The 17,505-nt window shown below is 30.7% G+C and carries 16 protein-coding genes; 3 read left to right on the top strand and 13 right to left on the bottom strand.

Annotated features, from left to right (window positions below; genetic code table 11):
• Positions 1-28 precede the first annotated feature (28 nt).
• The 10 genes from J3S90_RS00550 to J3S90_RS00505 form a co-directional block, all read right to left on the bottom strand.
• On the bottom strand, positions 29-802 hold the full coding sequence (locus J3S90_RS00550; RefSeq protein ID WP_210643993.1) for a CDP-alcohol phosphatidyltransferase family protein: 774 nt from the start codon (positions 800-802) through the stop codon (positions 29-31).
• A 111-nt stretch (positions 803-913) separates the two neighbouring features.
• A complete protein-coding gene (locus J3S90_RS00545; RefSeq protein ID WP_210643991.1) occupies positions 914-1,936 on the bottom strand; it encodes a COX15/CtaA family protein in 1,023 nt (340 codons plus the stop codon).
• A 51-nt stretch (positions 1,937-1,987) separates the two neighbouring features.
• Positions 1,988-3,415, bottom strand: coding sequence for a CCA tRNA nucleotidyltransferase (locus J3S90_RS00540; RefSeq protein ID WP_370566830.1), 1,428 nt, complete (start codon positions 3,413-3,415; stop codon positions 1,988-1,990).
• A 45-nt stretch (positions 3,416-3,460) separates the two neighbouring features.
• On the bottom strand, positions 3,461-4,030 hold the full coding sequence (locus J3S90_RS00535) for an L-threonylcarbamoyladenylate synthase (protein ID WP_188049793.1): 570 nt from the start codon (positions 4,028-4,030) through the stop codon (positions 3,461-3,463).
• A gap of 7 nt (positions 4,031-4,037) precedes the next feature.
• Entirely contained in the window at positions 4,038-5,903 is a 1,866-nt protein-coding gene (locus tag J3S90_RS00530) for a DUF3413 domain-containing protein (protein ID WP_210643989.1), read from the bottom strand.
• Positions 5,904-5,910: 7 nt separating this feature from the next.
• Positions 5,911-6,549, bottom strand: coding sequence for an acetyltransferase (locus J3S90_RS00525; protein WP_210643987.1), 639 nt, complete (start codon positions 6,547-6,549; stop codon positions 5,911-5,913).
• Complete coding sequence (locus J3S90_RS00520; protein ID WP_210643985.1) at positions 6,543-7,634, bottom strand: DegT/DnrJ/EryC1/StrS family aminotransferase; 1,092 nt, start codon at positions 7,632-7,634, stop codon at positions 6,543-6,545. The genes J3S90_RS00525 and J3S90_RS00520 overlap by 7 nt, the downstream gene beginning before the upstream one ends.
• Before the next feature lie 95 nt (positions 7,635-7,729).
• Complete coding sequence (locus tag J3S90_RS00515) at positions 7,730-8,551, bottom strand: glycosyltransferase family 2 protein (protein ID WP_210643983.1); 822 nt, start codon at positions 8,549-8,551, stop codon at positions 7,730-7,732.
• A gap of 2 nt (positions 8,552-8,553) precedes the next feature.
• Entirely contained in the window at positions 8,554-9,528 is a 975-nt protein-coding gene (locus J3S90_RS00510; protein ID WP_210643981.1) for a hypothetical protein, read from the bottom strand.
• Positions 9,529-9,531: 3 nt separating this feature from the next.
• Positions 9,532-10,476, bottom strand: coding sequence for a hypothetical protein (locus J3S90_RS00505; protein ID WP_210643978.1), 945 nt, complete (start codon positions 10,474-10,476; stop codon positions 9,532-9,534).
• Positions 10,477-10,563: 87 nt separating this feature from the next.
• On the opposite strand from J3S90_RS00505, the gene J3S90_RS00500 reads away from it, so the two are divergent.
• Positions 10,564-11,325, top strand: coding sequence for a lipopolysaccharide kinase InaA family protein (locus J3S90_RS00500; protein WP_210643976.1), 762 nt, complete (start codon positions 10,564-10,566; stop codon positions 11,323-11,325).
• A 134-nt stretch (positions 11,326-11,459) separates the two neighbouring features.
• Here the strand turns inward: J3S90_RS00500 and J3S90_RS00495 are convergent, their stop codons facing one another.
• Genes J3S90_RS00495 through J3S90_RS00485 form a run of 3 tightly spaced genes read right to left on the bottom strand, consistent with a single transcriptional unit; the run spans position 11,460 to position 15,253 of the window.
• Complete coding sequence (locus J3S90_RS00495) at positions 11,460-12,530, bottom strand: glycosyltransferase family 9 protein (protein WP_236023862.1); 1,071 nt, start codon at positions 12,528-12,530, stop codon at positions 11,460-11,462.
• Between the two features lie 4 nt (positions 12,531-12,534).
• The gene (locus tag J3S90_RS00490; RefSeq protein WP_210643974.1) at positions 12,535-14,406 is read right to left on the bottom strand and encodes an LTA synthase family protein; all 1,872 of its coding nucleotides are present in this window, start codon (positions 14,404-14,406) and stop codon (positions 12,535-12,537) included.
• Between the two features lie 31 nt (positions 14,407-14,437).
• On the bottom strand, positions 14,438-15,253 hold the full coding sequence (locus tag J3S90_RS00485) for a 2,3,4,5-tetrahydropyridine-2,6-dicarboxylate N-succinyltransferase (RefSeq protein ID WP_210643972.1): 816 nt from the start codon (positions 15,251-15,253) through the stop codon (positions 14,438-14,440).
• Positions 15,254-15,449: 196 nt separating this feature from the next.
• On the opposite strand from J3S90_RS00485, the gene ruvX reads away from it, so the two are divergent.
• Both ruvX and J3S90_RS00475 read left to right on the top strand, forming a co-directional pair.
• The gene (gene ruvX / locus J3S90_RS00480; protein WP_188049803.1) at positions 15,450-15,866 is read left to right on the top strand and encodes a Holliday junction resolvase RuvX; all 417 of its coding nucleotides are present in this window, start codon (positions 15,450-15,452) and stop codon (positions 15,864-15,866) included.
• 116 nt (positions 15,867-15,982) lie between these two features.
• On the top strand, positions 15,983-17,482 hold the full coding sequence (locus J3S90_RS00475; protein ID WP_210643970.1) for a malate:quinone oxidoreductase: 1,500 nt from the start codon (positions 15,983-15,985) through the stop codon (positions 17,480-17,482).
• Positions 17,483-17,505 lie beyond the last annotated feature (23 nt).

The raw sequence follows: 17,505 nt of genomic DNA, 5'->3' as shown, positions 1-17,505 counted from the left end.
TTTACGATAGATTATTACTATGATAGTTTTAAACCTTAAAAACCAATTTTCTGATTCCAATCAGTGCAAATATAAGCCCAGTGTAAGCAATAAAAAACGGAACTATATATTCAATAAGTTGTAAAGGTAACATGATGGCAATAATCAATAACTGAAATCCTAATCCGTATAGACTGACTAATGTCATGAACCAGTTAGGAAACGTCTTAACCTTATAAGCATCATTATCTAATAGGTGAATTATTTTATCGAAAGCGCCATATACAATGGTGTAAATAAAGAACAAAATATCTACTGATTTTTGACGCTCTCCCGGTAAAGCGCGAGGTGATTTATTTTCGAAAATCTTGCTCGTAGTATCTCCACCAACCGATTTATTTCTTAAAATTACATAGTAATAATTGTATAAAGTGCCTTGCAATTGAATGCCAATAAATGCCAATAAAGTAAGCCAAATACTAGTGTTTGAAACATAGCAAATGGTCATCAAAAACAAAAAATTTAAAATGATATCAAATACGCTATCTAAGTATCTTCCGGTATAAGAAGGTGTGTTTTTTAATCGTGCTAATTCACCATCGGCTGCATCAATAATTGACTTTAAAATGATGAAAAAACCAGCTAATAAATACTGATTTATTAAAATAAAGTAAATAGCAATTAATCCAGAAACACCAAAAACAAGCGTAACATGAATAGGAGTAAAGCGAGTGTTTTTAAGTTGATTGGCAATAAAATTTCCAATAGGTCTTCCATAATCTGATAAATCTAAAAATTTATCTTGAGGAGCTAGTTTAGACATTTAAGTTTATAAGCAAAGAAATGCGACAATATAGTCTGGTTGTATTTTTGTTATTGTGTAACAATTGGTTGTTAGTAAAAGTAAGTTAAATAATTTATGTTTTTTACAATACTATTTAGACAATCGGTGTAAGGTAAAGGTCATGGCTGTAAGTAAAAAGAAGGCCATAATTTGGTGTACCAAACCCAACCACAACGGAACGCCATACAATAAAGTGAAAACACCTAATGTAAATTGTATAAATACGAAAATTAATAAAGTGTTTATTCCTCTTTTTTGAATACTTGTAAGGGCAAATTTTTTGCTTCTTATGTACAAAGCAATTATAAGAGCAACTACAAAATAGGCCATAGTTCTGTGAACGAATTGAACCCCACTTTTTCCTTCAACAAGATTCAAGAATAATGTTTTTTGTTCTATAAAAACACTGTCATGTATAAATTGTCCATCACTCATTAGTGGCCAGTGGTTGTGAATTAAACCGGCGTTTAAACCTGCTACAAATCCGCCATAAATAATTTGAATTATCAAAAAGACTAATGCAACTCGTGCTAGATTTCGTAGCGGAACGATTACTTCAATTTTATTTGGATAGATTAAATCTAGTGCAACCCAAAGCGTGTAAGCAAACGTGATAAATGCAAAAGTAAGGTGTAATGCTAATCTAAAATGACTTACGTCTGGATCATCAATTAAACCACTTTTAACCATAAACCATCCTAAAAAACCTTGAAAAGCACCCATAGAAAGTAATACGATACACTTTTTGATAGTTGGGCTTGAAAGACGTTTTTTTAATAAAAAGTAGAAGAATGGAATAATAAATACTAGGCCAATGATTCTACCAATAAATCGGTGAAACCATTCCCAGAAATAAATGAATTTATAGTCACTTAGCGTAAAATCATTATGGATGTTGATTTTTTGATATTCTGGAAATTTCTTGTATTCTTCAAATGTTTGTAACCATTTTGCCTCTGTAAGTGGAGGGAAAGTATCTGTTACCAAATGCCAATCCGTCATAGACAAACCAGAATTTGTCAATCTGGTGATTCCTCCAACAACAACCATTATAAACAATAATAAACAACCGGATAGCAACCAGATGCTCACGTAATTATTCTCTTTTTTCATTGTTCAAAATTAATTTATACAAAGGTATTTGAAATCTGTTTATTTCTCAATTCAACAAGCGTTAATCTTTAGTCCAATTTTTGCAGCTCTCTTCAGCATAAATGCATAAGCAGCATTATATTCGTTAGGAATCTCTCCTTCTAAAATGGCTTCTTTAATGGCTTCTTTCAACATTCCGATTTCCTTAGAAGGTTTTAAATTAAAAAGAACCATGATTTCCTCACCAGAAATAGGAGGTTGAAAATTGCGTACTTGATCGCGTTCTTCTACTTCGACAATTTTCTTTCTAACGATTTCAAAATTATTGTGGTATTTTTTAAATTTATTTGGGTTTTTAGTAGTGATATCTGCTTCACATAAAGTCATTAAGTTCTCTACATCTTCTCCAGCATCAAAAACTAAACGGCGAACCGCAGAATCTGTTACGGTATCTTGCGACAAAACGATAGGACGAGAACTCATCATTACCATTTTTTGAACAAATTTCATTTTGTGATTCAATGGCATGTGCAAGCGTTCGAATATTTTTTTGGCCATTTTACCACCAAGAAATTCATGTCCGTGAAATGTCCAGCCTTGTTTTTTATTAAATCGTTTGGTGGGCGCTTTTCCAATATCGTGTAACAAAGCGGACCAACGCAACCAAACATCATCGGTATTAGGGCAAATATTATCTACAACTTCTAATGTATGATAAAAATTATTTTTATGTGTATGTCCTTCAATTTCTTCTACTTGATTTAAAGCTGTTAATTCCGGAAGAATAATATCTAAAAGTCCAGTTTTAAATAACAGTAAAAAACCAATAGACGGTTTGTCTGTAGAAAGAATTTTATTGAGTTCCTCTACGATGCGCTCTCCAGAAATAATTTTGATTCGTTCCGCATTTTTTGTGATTGATTTTAAAGAGTTTTCTTCAATTTCAAAACCCAACTGATTGGCAAATCGAATTCCTCTTAACATCCTTAAGGGATCATCAGAAAAAGTAATGTCAGGATCCAGAGGGGTTTTTATTGTTTTATTTTCTAAATCAACTAAGCCATTAAAAGGATCTGATAAATCTCCAAAATTTTCTTTATTTAAAGATAAAGCCAACGCGTTGATCGTAAAGTCACGTCTGTTTTGGTCATCTTCAAGAGTACCATTTTCCACCACAGGATTTCTGCTTTCAAAATGATACGATTCTTTTCGAGCACCTACAAATTCAATCTCAGTATCTTCAAAACGCAACATAGCGGTTCCATAGGTTTTAAAAACTTGTACTTTTGGTTTTTTTGGAAGTAATTCAGACACTTTTAGGGCCAATTCAATTCCGCTACCTACGGCAACAATATCAATATCTTTTTTGAATTCTCTTTTTAAAATCAAATCTCTTACGAAACCACCAATCACATAACTATCAATGTTAAGTTCTTCGGAAGCTTGAGTTATGACTTCAAATATTTTGTTATGTAGGGCTTGTTTGTAGTTTTTCAAAATAATTTTTTTCGGTCTAAATTGATTCCTCTTTATAGAAGTGAGTATTTATTTACGAATTACTTTAACTTGAGAATCACTCGTTAATTTAATTATTGTTGACGGTTTTCCTGCTATTTTATCGCGGTGCAAATTTACAACATAGTCTACGCCTTTTATAATTTCAGGACTAATTTCTTTAAAACTTTTTGGAGTAGGTTGGCCTGATATATTTGCCGATGTAGAAACAAGTGGCTTTTTCATTTTTTCTAACAACTTAAAGCAAAAAGGTTCCTTTACGATTCTAATTCCTAATGTTTGATCTGCAGCAATTAGATTTGCCGCCACGTTTCTTGGTTTGTCTAATACCAGTGTGGTAGGATTTTCTGAAAGATCCATGATTTGCCATGCTACTTCGGGTATATCTTTAAACACATTGTACATCATGCGTTCTCCATTCATGAGCACAATCATGCTTTGTGTTTCTGCTCTTTTCTTAAGTTTGTATATTTTAGCTACAGCTTCAGGATTGGTGGCATCACAGCCAATTCCCCAAACGGTATCCGTTGGATAGAGTATAATTCCACCTTCCTTAATTATATCGTATGCGTTTTGAATTTCTTGATTACTATTTTCCATAAAAAAATTATTTGTTTTTTATATAAAATTTATTTGTTTCCTTAAAAGCATTTTCAATAACGTCGTAATTAATATCTTTGCTTAAGGTGTTCAGTTTTTGGTCTGTAATTTCAAATAAGCCAGAAGCATAAATGTTTGTGATTTGGTTTTGCTCAATTACAGAATACTTTTGATTATATCCGCATACAAACCAATCTCTTTTTTTGTTTTCGTAAATATCTCTTCCTGCACTGTATTCTGCAGCTTTATTGGTTGTTCCTAAATAATGCTTCATTAGGGTAGGAACAATATCATAATGCAAAGTTAAGTAATCATATTGTTTTGGACTTTTAGAAGCATCATAAATTAACATAGGTACTTGAATCTGAAATTTAGAAAAATTTCCTCCGTGTTGCCAATACCCTTTTTTATTGTCATTAAATTCCTGACCGTGATCTCCGGTAATGACTATTATAGTATTTTGTAATTTATTATTTTCCTTAAGATGTGAAATTACTTTTCCTATTTCATTATCAATAAAATGAAGCGCATTTTTATATCTGTTTATTAGTGGTTTTGCATCGTAGTTATCACTCAAAGCTAAAAAATCAACTTCTTTACAAGCCGGTTTAAAAGGAATCGCATAGGAATCTGGATAATCAAATCCGTGGGCTGCATCATAAAAGACAAAACTAAAGCTAGGATTTTTTGTGTTTCTTTTTTTGTAATATTCCAACCAATCTTTGGTTACATCTTGATCTCTCTCATCAGGAGAATCACCATCAGAGAATAAACGAATATTTTTTATTCTGGAAAATACATTCCTATCAAAAGGTGGATTTTCTAAAGTAGCACTACTAAAAATACCAATTTGATAGTTTTGCTTTTGTAACTCATCTATAAAAACAGGTGATTTTTCAACTCCTGTAAACGAGTCGAAATAGGTAGCAGGTATTCCATAAAACAACGAAAAGATTCCTCCAGTTGTCATGTTCGAACCGCTGTTGTGATTTTGAAACACTTGTGATTTCTCCGAAAACTGTGCGATGTTAGGAGTTATTTCTTTTGACATGCAATCAAAACGCCATGAATCTATTACGATAAATACAATATCTTTTTTATTTTCTAACGCTATCGAACTAATTGGTTCTAATGGATATTGGATGGAGTTTTGAGTCTGATTTTTACTAATTTCTTTATTTCGCATAATCAATGCTTCATCTACAAGTCCTAGTTTTGTCATTAAACCTTCAGCTGTTAAAGGAAAAAAAGCAGGATAAATATTTTTATATTGTAAAACTGGCCTGTAAAAATTGACATCAGCCCAAGCAAATATCGAATGACTATAAAGCAAGCATATGACAATAAACGCAAGTGTTTTTCTAATGTGAAATTGATTTGTTTTATCAATTATTCTTTTTGCAATCCAGAAAAATAAGAGCTGAATTAGAACTAAACCAACAACAAATAAAATTGAAGTAATGACATTTGAAGTAGAAAATTGGAAGATGTCGCTGGCTCTTTTTCCAAATAACAAACTAAATACGATAGGCGATAAATGGTATCTAAATTGATTGAAAATATTAGCATCCACTTTAAGAATGAGCAACACTAAGAGCATCAATATTATAAATATTATGCTACTCAATCGTGTAGATTTTGTAATAAAATAAATCACTATGCTCAATAATAGTGGAATAGCTGTCAGTAAAAAGAAGTGACTTATTGTTGTTGCTAAAAAATAAATTTTTGCTTTTATTTCATTCCCACTTTCTATATAACTTAAATAGGGAAGAGCAATCAACAACACTAAAAAAAAATTGAATAAAGATTGTATATAAAGTTGTTTTAAAAATCCCTTGTTTATGGATTTTACTTCAGTATTTTGAAACATATTCTATTTATTGATTGAAATATTTTTTGATTATTGCTGGTACTCCAGCTACCATACAATTATCGGGAACATCTTTTGTAACCACAGCTCCTGCGGCTACAATTACATTTGTGCCAATTGTGATGTTGGGTAATACAGTAACATTGGTTCCAATAGTAGAATAATCTCCAATTTTGCAATTTCCAGATATATTTGAACCCGGTGATATTTCGACAAATTTGCCAATTTTTGTATCGTGACCTATGGTACAATTCAAATTTATTAATACTCCTGTTTCAATATGTACGTCGTTAGTTATTACTACACCACACATAATGTTGCTGCCAGTTTCTATTATTGTATTGTAGTGTCCAATTTTTGCATTTGTACTAATTACCGAAGAGTAAATTCCATCAATTGCAGTAAACTTATCAAAAAGTTGCTTTCTCAAAATAGGATTTCCTATTCCAATAGTAAATAATTTCGATTTGTTTTTAAAGTATTCCGAAGCAGTTTCTAAATCGGTAATAATTTCAAATTTATTATAAAGTGTTTTTGCTGTCAGTACGTTAACATCATCATAAAATGAAATATGTTGTAATTGATCGTTAATGTGTAAAACTTCAAGAACTTCTTTTGCAAAACCTTTTGCGCCAACTATTAACATGTTAAAGGATTTATTAAATTAACTATTACTAACACTTCTTCATCGGTTAAGTCTTTATATAAGGGTAAACATAAAACTCTGGAAGCAACTGATTCAGAAATGGGCATATTGGCACCATGTACATAATTTACTTTATTCAAAGAAGGATAAAAATACCTTCTTGGGTAAATTTTATTGTCGTTGAGCGTTTTTAATACAGTTAGAAGCATTTCTTCCGATTCGAAAATAACAGGATAATAACTATAATTCCATTCTGTATTTTCTCTAATTTTAATTTTAGATATTCTTTCGAATTTTAGATTTTTAGTGTAAAAATCTACCACACGTTTTCTGTTTTCAAATATGGAATCAAAGTGATTCAAAACGGTTAATCCCATAGCAGATTGTAATTCTGATATTTTAGCATTAATACCCAAACCATGAAAATCTTCAGGACCATTGTGTCCAAAATTATGAGAGTAAAATATTTTTTCATACAGTTTTTGATCCTTACAAAAAATAGCGCCACCTTCTCCAGTGTGAAATATTTTGGTAGCGTGAAAACTGCAAGTGCTTACAGTACCATAATTAAAAATGGATTGTCCTTTGTAATTGACACCAAAACAATGCGCAGCGTCATAAATTACATGTAAATTGTGTTTTTTAGCAATTTCTTCAATCCGTTCTACATGACAAGGATTCCCAAAAACATGTGTTGCTAAAATTGCTGTTGTTTTATCGGTAATAGCAGCTTCAATTTTTAATTCATCAATCGTGAGATAATCGGGATCAATATCTACAAAAACAGGAGTGCAGTTTTCCCATATTATAGCAGATGTAGTAGCTATGTAAGAGAAAGGTGTTGTTATTATTTCTCCGTAGTTTCCTAAAATTTTTAGCGCAATTTGCAGCGGTATCGTTCCGTTGTTGGTAATAAGAATAGTATCAACAGCTAATTTCTCTTTTAATTTTTTTTCTAATTCTAAAGTAAGTTCACCTCTATTAGTAAGCCATTCATTTTTCCAAATCCGTTCTAAATAATGATTGTACTCTTTTAGCGGAGGAAAAAAGGATTTGGTAACATATATGGGATGAGATAAAGACATATTTTTTTTGTAAAATTCGATTAAATTATTTTATAAATACTTGATTTATAAAGTTTTTAATAACAAGATGTTTTCTTTTTAGTATAATTTTAAATTTATTTTTTGGGATCAAAAAAACGTTTTATTTTTTTTATCTTTTTATCCCAAAAACCAGCATGTTTCATTGCAATTTTTTCAATTTGAAGATCTATAATTTTCTGAATTTGTCCTTCAAAATTTATTTTTATTAAATTCAAAAAAGTAATTAGTATCTGATCTTGCTCTGCATTACTTTTAGAAGACCAATAAGAGGTTCCGTGAATACGGTAAACCGCCATTACTTCATCAATATATTTGATCTTTCCGTATTGGGCATTCAATAAATGTAAAAAATAATCACCTATTGGAGCATTTTTAAAATAATCAGGAAATTCAGGAAATAATCGATTTCTATAAACAACACTTGGTGTATGAATTACATTTTTTAAGGCTAATTCTTCAATTCCGAATACAGATGGAATCCTTTTTTTGAGATTGTCTTCTTTAAGAGTGTTGTTAATTTCAAGATTTACGTTGTGAAAACAAATACTAAAATCATTATTTTGTTCTAAAAAATCTACTTGTTTTTGAAGTTTAGAAGCATCTGTCCAATAATCGTCACCTTCGCACAAAGCAATATATTTTCCATTCGCAGCATTTAAGGCGAACATAAAATTTGGCATCATTCCTAAATTCACCTTCTGATCATAATACGTAATTTTACATCTTGTATTTTGATTTTTTATAGAACGAATAAGACTGTCAGAATTGTCAGTTGAACAATCATTGGATATTATAAATTCGAAATCAAAGTTAGTTTCTTGTTTTAAAACGCCTTGGATTGCCTCTTCAATATATTTTGAATGGTTGTAAACAATCATTATTACACTTAGCATCATCTTTAAGAATTGTTTTTAGTTAAAAGACCTCTAATATCATCTAACATTCTTTGTTTTTCCGATAAAACAAATGCTCTAAATGATGTAAAATCATTTTTAACAGAATCGTAATTAGTCATTATGTGACGTATTTTTTCTATTACAATTTCTGGAGTAATTTCATTTTCATGTAATTTATAAATTTCTGGAATGCCTAAATCTTCTTTAAAACCAGAAGTTCCTTCCCTTCCTGTTAATAGACAACAACCTGAAATTAGAGCTTCACGCGGAATTTTATCTCTTCCAGGAAAATACCCAAAATCCACATGCAATTTAGCTTTTCTCAATAAATCACGCATCTCTATTCTAGTCATTCCAGATAGCGGTACCCATTGGTATTGGGGCAAAAGATTTATAATTGGTTCAATTTTATCAAATCCTTTTTTAGGATTGTAAGTAATAATATCTTTTTTATCAAAATCCTCTATTTCAGGTAAATTTTCAAAAAATACATCAGCAACATAATCACATAAATACTGTGCCGGATTACATAATTCTTTTGTATCTAAATACTCTTTTGTACGTTGTGATTGATACCAATGTGTGATAGTTTTGTTTTTCTCAAAGCGATATTCGGTATGTTTGTAAGGTACAAATATTTTTCTTAAAAAATTCTTCTTTGCTTCTCTACTATTCATTGCCATTTCATAGAAAGTAAGACTCAACCACCAAACTTTCTTCTCAGCCAATGGAAATCTTGCCATCCAGTTGGTCATAGATTCAGGAATGATCATTACATTATCGGCACTATCTTTTACCTTATAGGTATATGGAATTTGATAGTCTTTATAAAAAGGATGTACAGGATTTGATTTTCGTTTAGAATAGAGCATCGTAACATTATAACCATCTTTTTTTAATAAATGACCTAATTGATGCAAAGCTTCTGGACCTCCTGTTGCTTTGTTTGGAGGACATAATATATATATACTTTTCATGTTTTAAATAAATTCATTAAACCATCCGGACAGTTTGTACTTTTCTATTATTTCTTGTGGAATTTCTACAAAAGGTTTTTCAAAAAAGTCAGAAGTTATGATTGGATTTTTTGGATCAATTATTAAAATATTATTCTCGTTATAAAAATCGTAGTTGCGAATAGAGCTGTTGGTTGTTATTAGTTTTTTATGCCATCCCAAACTTTCGAAAACTCTAAAGGATAATCCCGACTGATTTATTCTTTGTAAATCTAATAAGCAACTTACCTTTTTAATCTGATTATTAACTTCTTCAAGCGGAATTGTTTCTTGAACAGAGGTAACTAAAGTGTTATTTTTAAGTTTTCTTTTTTTATCAAAAATAATGATTTTATAAGGAATATTTATTTTCCTCAATTCAGTGGCAATTTTTGTGATAAGGTCTAAACTTCTTCCATAAGAGGAAATATTGAAAACTGATTTTGTAATTTCAGTTTCTTTTTTCTCTTGAAAGTTATAAATAAAGTTTGTTTTATGCTTTAAATTGTATTTTTCGCAATCTTCTTTTTCAAAAGAATAGACAGTATCAAAACAATCTAAAACGCCAATAATTTTAGGACATCTTTTGATGTTATCATTAAAAAAAGCAGTCGATTTTTTAGTGTATTTTTTTATCTTACTCGCAAACTCTGGAGCAATAAAATCTCCTTTGATAGTAAGTATTAAATCTTGTTTATTCGGATTTTGGTCTAATTCGTTTAAAATCTGTTTGCCATAAAATTTCGTTTTTAAATTTTGCTTAAAAAACGACTTTAAAATAAAATTGTAGGCTTTAAATAAGACATTGGGATATTTATATTTAAATTTACTGAAATCAATATGGTGAACCTCGTGTCCTTCCTCCGATATGTGGTCAACAATCTTTTGGTTAAAACCCCAATTATCAAAGGATATCACTGTAATTTTCATGTTAAATTGAAATATATTTTTGCGAAATTAACTATTAAATTTGATTAGTAAAAGATAATATATACTTTTGAATTAAAATATTTATTTATGCATTCTAAATACCACAAAAATTTTTTAAAATTTGATAATTTAATTGACAATTGCATTAAATATTTTGAAACTTCAGGAGAAAATTTTGTTGTTGGGAATAGAAATAACATCAAACTTTTTAAAGTAGAAGATTTAATTTTAAATATAAAATCTTTTAAAAAGCCCAATTTAATTAATAAAATCGCCTATAAATATTTTAGAAAATCCAAAGCCAAACGCTCTTTTGAATATGCTACCATTTTATTAGAAAAAGGAATAGGAACTCCAAGTCCAATTGCTTATTTCGAGAATTTTGATGCCTTAGGATTAAATGAAAGTTATTATGTTTCCGAACATTTAGATTGTGATTTGACCTACAGAGAATTAGTCGAAACGGATTATCCTGATGCAGAAAATATTTTAAGACAATTTACTCGTTTTTCTTATGATTTACATCAAAATGGAATTGAGTTTATGGATCATTCGCCAGGAAATACCTTAATTAAAAATAATGGAGACGGCAAATATTCCTTTTATTTAGTTGACCTAAATAGAATGAAGTTTCATGAATCAATGTCTTTTGAAATGCGCATGAATAATCTAAGACGTCTTACGCCTCGCAAGGATATGATTGTCATTATGAGTAATGAATATGCAAAAGTATCTGGAGAATCGGAAAAATCTGTTTTTGAAACACTTTGGACAATGACAAGCGATTTTCAAGAAAAGTTTTTGAGAAAAAAAAGATTGAAAAAACAATTCCAGTTTTGGAAAAAATGATTTTAATTTAAAACTATTTTTTCTGTAGAAATTATTTTACTCACTAAATTGAAGTTTTTATAAAAAATAATGAAATTTTACTTTAGTGTCAAATAAAAAGTATCATAAATTATTATTTAATCCTCAATTCGTGATTAAGGTAAAAGATGCTGCTTTAAAAAAGGAATCATCTTTTTTATTACAAACTCAGGTTTCAAATTCTCATATAAAGAAATAGCATTCTCTTTTGATTCTTTTTCTGTTTTTTCAGAAAAAAGTGCCGGCAAAACATCTTTAAGATGAATTGAAGTATGATGAATACCGTCTTCAAAAGTTGCCCAAATTTTCTTTTCGATCCAGGGAGAAAAAATAATAAAGGAAGGTTTTCCTAACGCTTTGGCTAGATTTATTGCACCACCGTCGTTTCCTATAATAACATCACATTTACTCATTATAGCTATATATTGTCTTAAGTCAGCTCCTAAAAGATCGAAATAAATGTTTTTTTGAGTTTTTGTAGCGCAGTAATTATATATAATTCTGGCTTCCTCAATTTGGCTAGGAAAATAATTAAATACAATATTTATCTGGAACGAGTCACTTACAGAATCTAGAATAGCAGCCATATACTGCGGCGGATAAGTCTTAAGTTTTTCGCTCCCTAGCAAACTCACCATTACGGTTTTTCGAGATTCATCTATTTTATGTTGCTCAAAAAGAGCAGTAGCGAACTTTATTTCCTCCTGGTCAAGAAATACTTTTGGAAAAGGATCAATAGATATAGTTAAATTCAACGGAGAAAGTAATGATAATCTCCGTTCAATGGCTAAGCCAAAATTGGATGATGGATTTTTTGCCAGCGGAATGTTGTAATCGTATAAAAATGTCCTTCCCGTTTTTTGATAAGATATTTTTTGTTTAGCACCAGAGAGCAATGTAATGATCCAGCTTTGTAATTTTGAATAAGCATCAACAACAATGTCATATTTGTTTTTTCGGATTTGAAAAGCAAATTTGATCAATTCAAAAAAACTATTTTGCGCTTTTTTATCAAAAATAATAAGGTTGCTAATGTTGGGATTTCCTTTTAAAACTGCAACGGTATTGTCATTTACCAAATAATCAATCTGAGCATTAGGATAGGCTTTTCGTAAATTATTACAGATAATGCTACTTACTAAAACGTCACCAATCATTTTGTGTTGAATCACTAAAATTTTCATCATTGATTTATTTTTTTAATGTAAGTTTATTTTTTATTATACGTTCGTTAAAACTCTGAACATACGCTTTGATAAATCGTTCCATTTCCGCTGCTTTTGCTGGATTGGTTTTTAATAAATTATTTTTTAATAATTCATCATTTTTGAAATTGTAAAGTCCCAATGATTTTTTTCCATCAAAAGCCAAGTAGAAATCTCCTGAAATATAGTGATAGATATTGTCCAAATAATAAACCACAAAATCTTTATCAGATTGATATGATTTTCCAAAAGTAACCATCTTAGCATCGATATTTAGATATTCTAATATGGAAGGCATTACATCTATTTGCTGCAAATTTTTACTGTTTTTTCCAACTAAATTAGGATTGGAAGGATCAAAAAATAAAATAGGGATTCTAAATTTCCCAACATTAGTTTTAAATTTTGCTTGTTTGGGTTCTGAAGAAGTATGATCGGCTACTATTACAAATAAAGTGTTTTTATACCAATCTTGTTTAGAAGCAGTTTCAAAAAAGAGCTTTAAAGCAAAATCAGAATAAGCTATACTTTCCTGAATTTTTGTATTTCCTTTTGGGAATTTTCCTTTATATTTTTCTGGAATTATATAAGGATTGTGTGATGAAATTGTAAATAAAGTGGTGAAAAATGGTTGTTTGAATTGTGATAATTTTCTAGAAAAATATTGTAAAAACTCTTCGTCAAAAATTCCCCATCTTCCATCAAAAGATTCAGGTCCTTCATATTGATCTTTTCCATAATAAGCATCAAAACCAGCCACTTTACAGTATTGGTCAAAATTTTGGCTTCCATTAAATGCACCATGAAAAAAGGAGGTTTGATAACCGTTATCCTTCATTATTTTGGGCAAACCATATACTTCATTAATGGCATAACTTGAAGTAATCAGCGAATTATTCATCAAACTAGGAACGCTTGATAACGTAGAAGGAACAGCATCTATAGAAAGTTTACCATTGGCAAAACCGTTTTCAAAAAACATTGATTTTTCTATTAAGGAATCTAAAAAAGGTGTTTGTCCGCATTGTAAATTTTCTCTACCAAAGCTTTCTAAGATTAAAATGACAACATTTTTTTTAGTTGGTTTCCCCGAAGTTTTAGTTACTGTAATCGGATTGAATATAGTATTTAATTCTTTTTCGGAATAGAACTTAGGAGATTCTAATGTTTCCTTTTTACCGATTGTTTTTAAGATACAAAAAGGGGTATTCAGTACAATTGCGGACTGATTGATAGAGCCGTAATTAACAGCATCAACGATTTTTAATGGTTTTTTTTGAAAACCACCACGTCCTATTACAAATACAGTGGCTAAGAATAAAAGGAATAATCCACTTTGTTTTAACGATTGAAGTTTGCTTGAACTTGTTTCAGTAACCATTTTTAAATTAGGAATTGCTTTCCAAAAAAGTAAGGCCAAAACAATTGCTAATAAAGGCAAATACCAGAATTCAACTAAAAATGAAAAGAGTAATCCACCAATCTCATTTTCCATTCCAGTTGCTGTAATCATTCCAAATGTACTGCGTCTTCCTGTAAATTTATAATATTCGAAATCAACAAAATTGGTTAATATGAAAATTAAGTTTACAGTAAAGAAGGCGATTTTTAATCCTTTTTGATAATTAGGTCTGTATTTAAAATTCCCCGGTAAAAGGTGCAATACGGCAAAGATCAGATTGATGTAAGCAATTGCCGATAAGTCAAAATGAATGCCGCCTAAAAATCCTTTAAAAGAGATCCTTTCAAAAGCATTGCGATTAAAGAAGTAAAATAAAAACCTACAAATTTGATAAACAAAAAGTACTACTAAAAAACGTTTGAAAAAAAGTTTTACACTTTGAAGATAATTTTGCATTGGTAAATTTGTAGATTTTTATTAGAAATTATTATACTGCAACGTCATATTCGCGCAACGCATTATTTAATGATGTTTTTAAATCAGTAGAAGGTTTACGAGTTCCGATAATTAAGGCACATGGTACTTGAAACTCTCCAGCAGCAAATTTTTTTGTATAACTTCCAGGAATAACTACTGAACGAGCAGGAACAAAACCTTTCATTTCAATAGGTTCTTCGCCAGTTACATCAATGATTTTTGTAGATGCTGTAAGGCAAACATTAGCGCCAAGAACTGCTTCTTTACCAACATGAACACCTTCGACAACGATACAACGAGATCCAATAAAAGCGCCATCTTCAATAATAACAGGAGCAGCTTGTAAGGGTTCAAGAACACCACCAATTCCTACACCACCACTTAAGTGTACGTTTTTTCCAATTTGCGCACAACTTCCTACTGTAGCCCAGGTATCTACCATAGTTCCTTCGTCAACATAAGCACCAATATTTACGTAGCTTGGCATCAAAATAACACCGCTAGAGATATAAGAGCCATAACGAGCAACAGCATTTGGTACAACACGAATTCCTTTTTCAGCGTAACCTCTTTTTAGTAACATTTTATCATGGTACTCAAAAATACCAGATTCCCAAGTTTCCATTTTTTGAATAGGGAAATACATTACTACCGCTTTTTTTACCCATTCGTTTACTTGCCATCCTTCGGCAACAGGTTCAGCAACACGCAACTTTCCAGTATCTAGTAGCTCAATAACTGATCTAATTGCATCAGTTGTTTCTTTTTCTTGTAACAAAGCACGGTTTTCCCAAGCTTGTTCTATGATTGTTTGTAATGGATTCATTTTTTTGAAATTTTTGTACAAATATAAATGGATTTTTTAGAAAACTTGATGCTTTTTGCAATAGTAACATATTAAATGTTTTTGTTAGATTAACAGAATTACGTTTGAAGTGAAATCCCTAGTAATGCTTGCACTTGTAGGTAGGTATTAATAAATCTGAAAGCTTTACTTATCTTTGCCAATAAACAAATAGCAAATGGCTAGAATTCTTTCTATAGATTACGGACAAAAACGAACTGGAATCGCGGTTACTGACGAAATGCAGATTATTGCTTCTGGATTAACAACAATTCCGAGTGCTACAGCTATTGCCTTTTTAAAAGAGTATTTTTCTAAAGAAAAAGTTGAGGCTGTGCTTATTGGAGAGCCTAAGCAAATGAACGGTATGCCTTCTGAAAGCGCCTCTATGATTAAAGGATTTGTAACACATTTTACCAATCATTTTCCCGATATGAAAGTGGTTAGAGTAGATGAACGATTTACCTCTAAAATGGCTTTTCAATCGATGATTGATAATGGCATGAAAAAAAAACAACGCCAAAATAAAGCATTGATAGATGAAATTTCGGCTACAATAATGCTTCAAGATTATTTGACTCAAAAAAGATTTTAATAAGTTGCTTTTTTTTTTTTGGTTCTAAATTTATCCAGCATTTTTTTACTTTTTAACATTAAATTGTTACTTTATTTTTACATATATAAAGTATCTTTGCACTTTAAATTTTTGTTATGTCAGATAAAACCATAAGCACAAATAGTGACGTAGTTCTTATAGGGGCGGGGATTATGAGTGCAACATTAGGATTGATCCTAAAAGAATTACAACCCGATTTAAAAATTGAAATTTACGAGCGATTGGATATTGCGGCGGCTGAAAGTTCAGATGCTTGGAATAATGCTGGTACAGGTCATTCTGCTTTTTGCGAGTTAAATTACACGCCAGAAAACGAAGATAAAAGTATTAGTGCCAAGAAAGCAATCAGTATAGCTGAATCTTTTGAAATTTCGCGACAATTTTGGGCTTATTTAGTTCAAGAAAATAAAGTTTCATCACCCGAAAATTTTATAAAAAGCATTCCTCACATGAGTTTCGTTTGGGGCGATAAAAATGTCGAATATTTGCAAAAAAGATTTGAAGCTTTAAAGCCGAATCCACTTTTTAAAGATATGGTATTCAGTACTGACTTTTCTCAATTAAAAGAATGGATGCCTTTAGTAATGGAAGGTCGAAAGAATTCTGAGAAAGTAGCTGCTACATCAATGGCTTTGGGTACTGATGTGAATTTTGGAGAATTAACTAGAAATATTTTTGGCTATTTAACTAAATTAGAAGGTGTAACTATTCACTTTCACCATGAAGTTAAAAAGCTGAAACAACTTGAAGATAAGGTTTGGAGAATAAAAATTACTGATTTAGCGACGGGACAAAAACAAAAAGTCTTTTCTAAGTTTGTTTTTATTGGTGCAGGCGGCGGATCTTTACCATTATTAGAAAAAGCAGATGTTCCCGAAGGAAAAGGGTATGGTGGTTTTCCTGTAAGTGGACAATGGCTAAAATGTATTAATCCTGAAGTAATCGCTAAACATCAAGCAAAAGTTTATGGAAAAGCAAGTGTTGGTGCACCACCAATGTCTGTTCCTCACATTGATTCTCGTATGATAAATGGTGAAAAAGCTTTGTTATTTGGTCCTTTTGCAGGTTTTTCTACTCGATTTTTAAAAAATGGTTCCTACTCCGATTTGCCTTTATCCATAAAGACAGATAATATCATTCCTATGATCGCTGCTGGGATCAAAAACATTCCGCTTACTCGATATTTGATAGAACAAGTTCGACAATCGCCTAAGGATAGAATTGATGCTTTGAAAGAATATGTTCCTACTGCGAAATCTAAAGATTGGGTTTTAGAAAGAGCTGGACAAAGAGTACAAGTAATAAAGAAAGATGAAAAAGAAGGCGGTATCCTTGAGTTTGGTACAGAAGTTATCACTACAGATGATGGCTCTTTATCCGTATTATTAGGGGCTTCGCCTGGCGCTTCAACAGCGGTATCAATAATGATTGATTTGATAGGAAGATGTTTTAAAGAGCAATTTCAAACTCCAGAATGGCAAGAAAAATTAAAAACGATGATTCCCTCTTTTGGACAAAAATTAAACGATAATCCGGAATTACTATTGGAAATTAGAAAAGAAACCGCTTCTGTTTTGAAATTAAAAAATGAGTAGGGTTTAAAAAATATTTAAAAAGG

Origin of the sequence: Flavobacterium flabelliforme (assembly GCF_017948675.1) — a bacterium.
Lineage (GTDB): Bacteria > Bacteroidota > Bacteroidia > Flavobacteriales > Flavobacteriaceae > Flavobacterium > Flavobacterium pygoscelis.
This window is presented reverse-complemented; position numbering and strand designations above follow the sequence as displayed.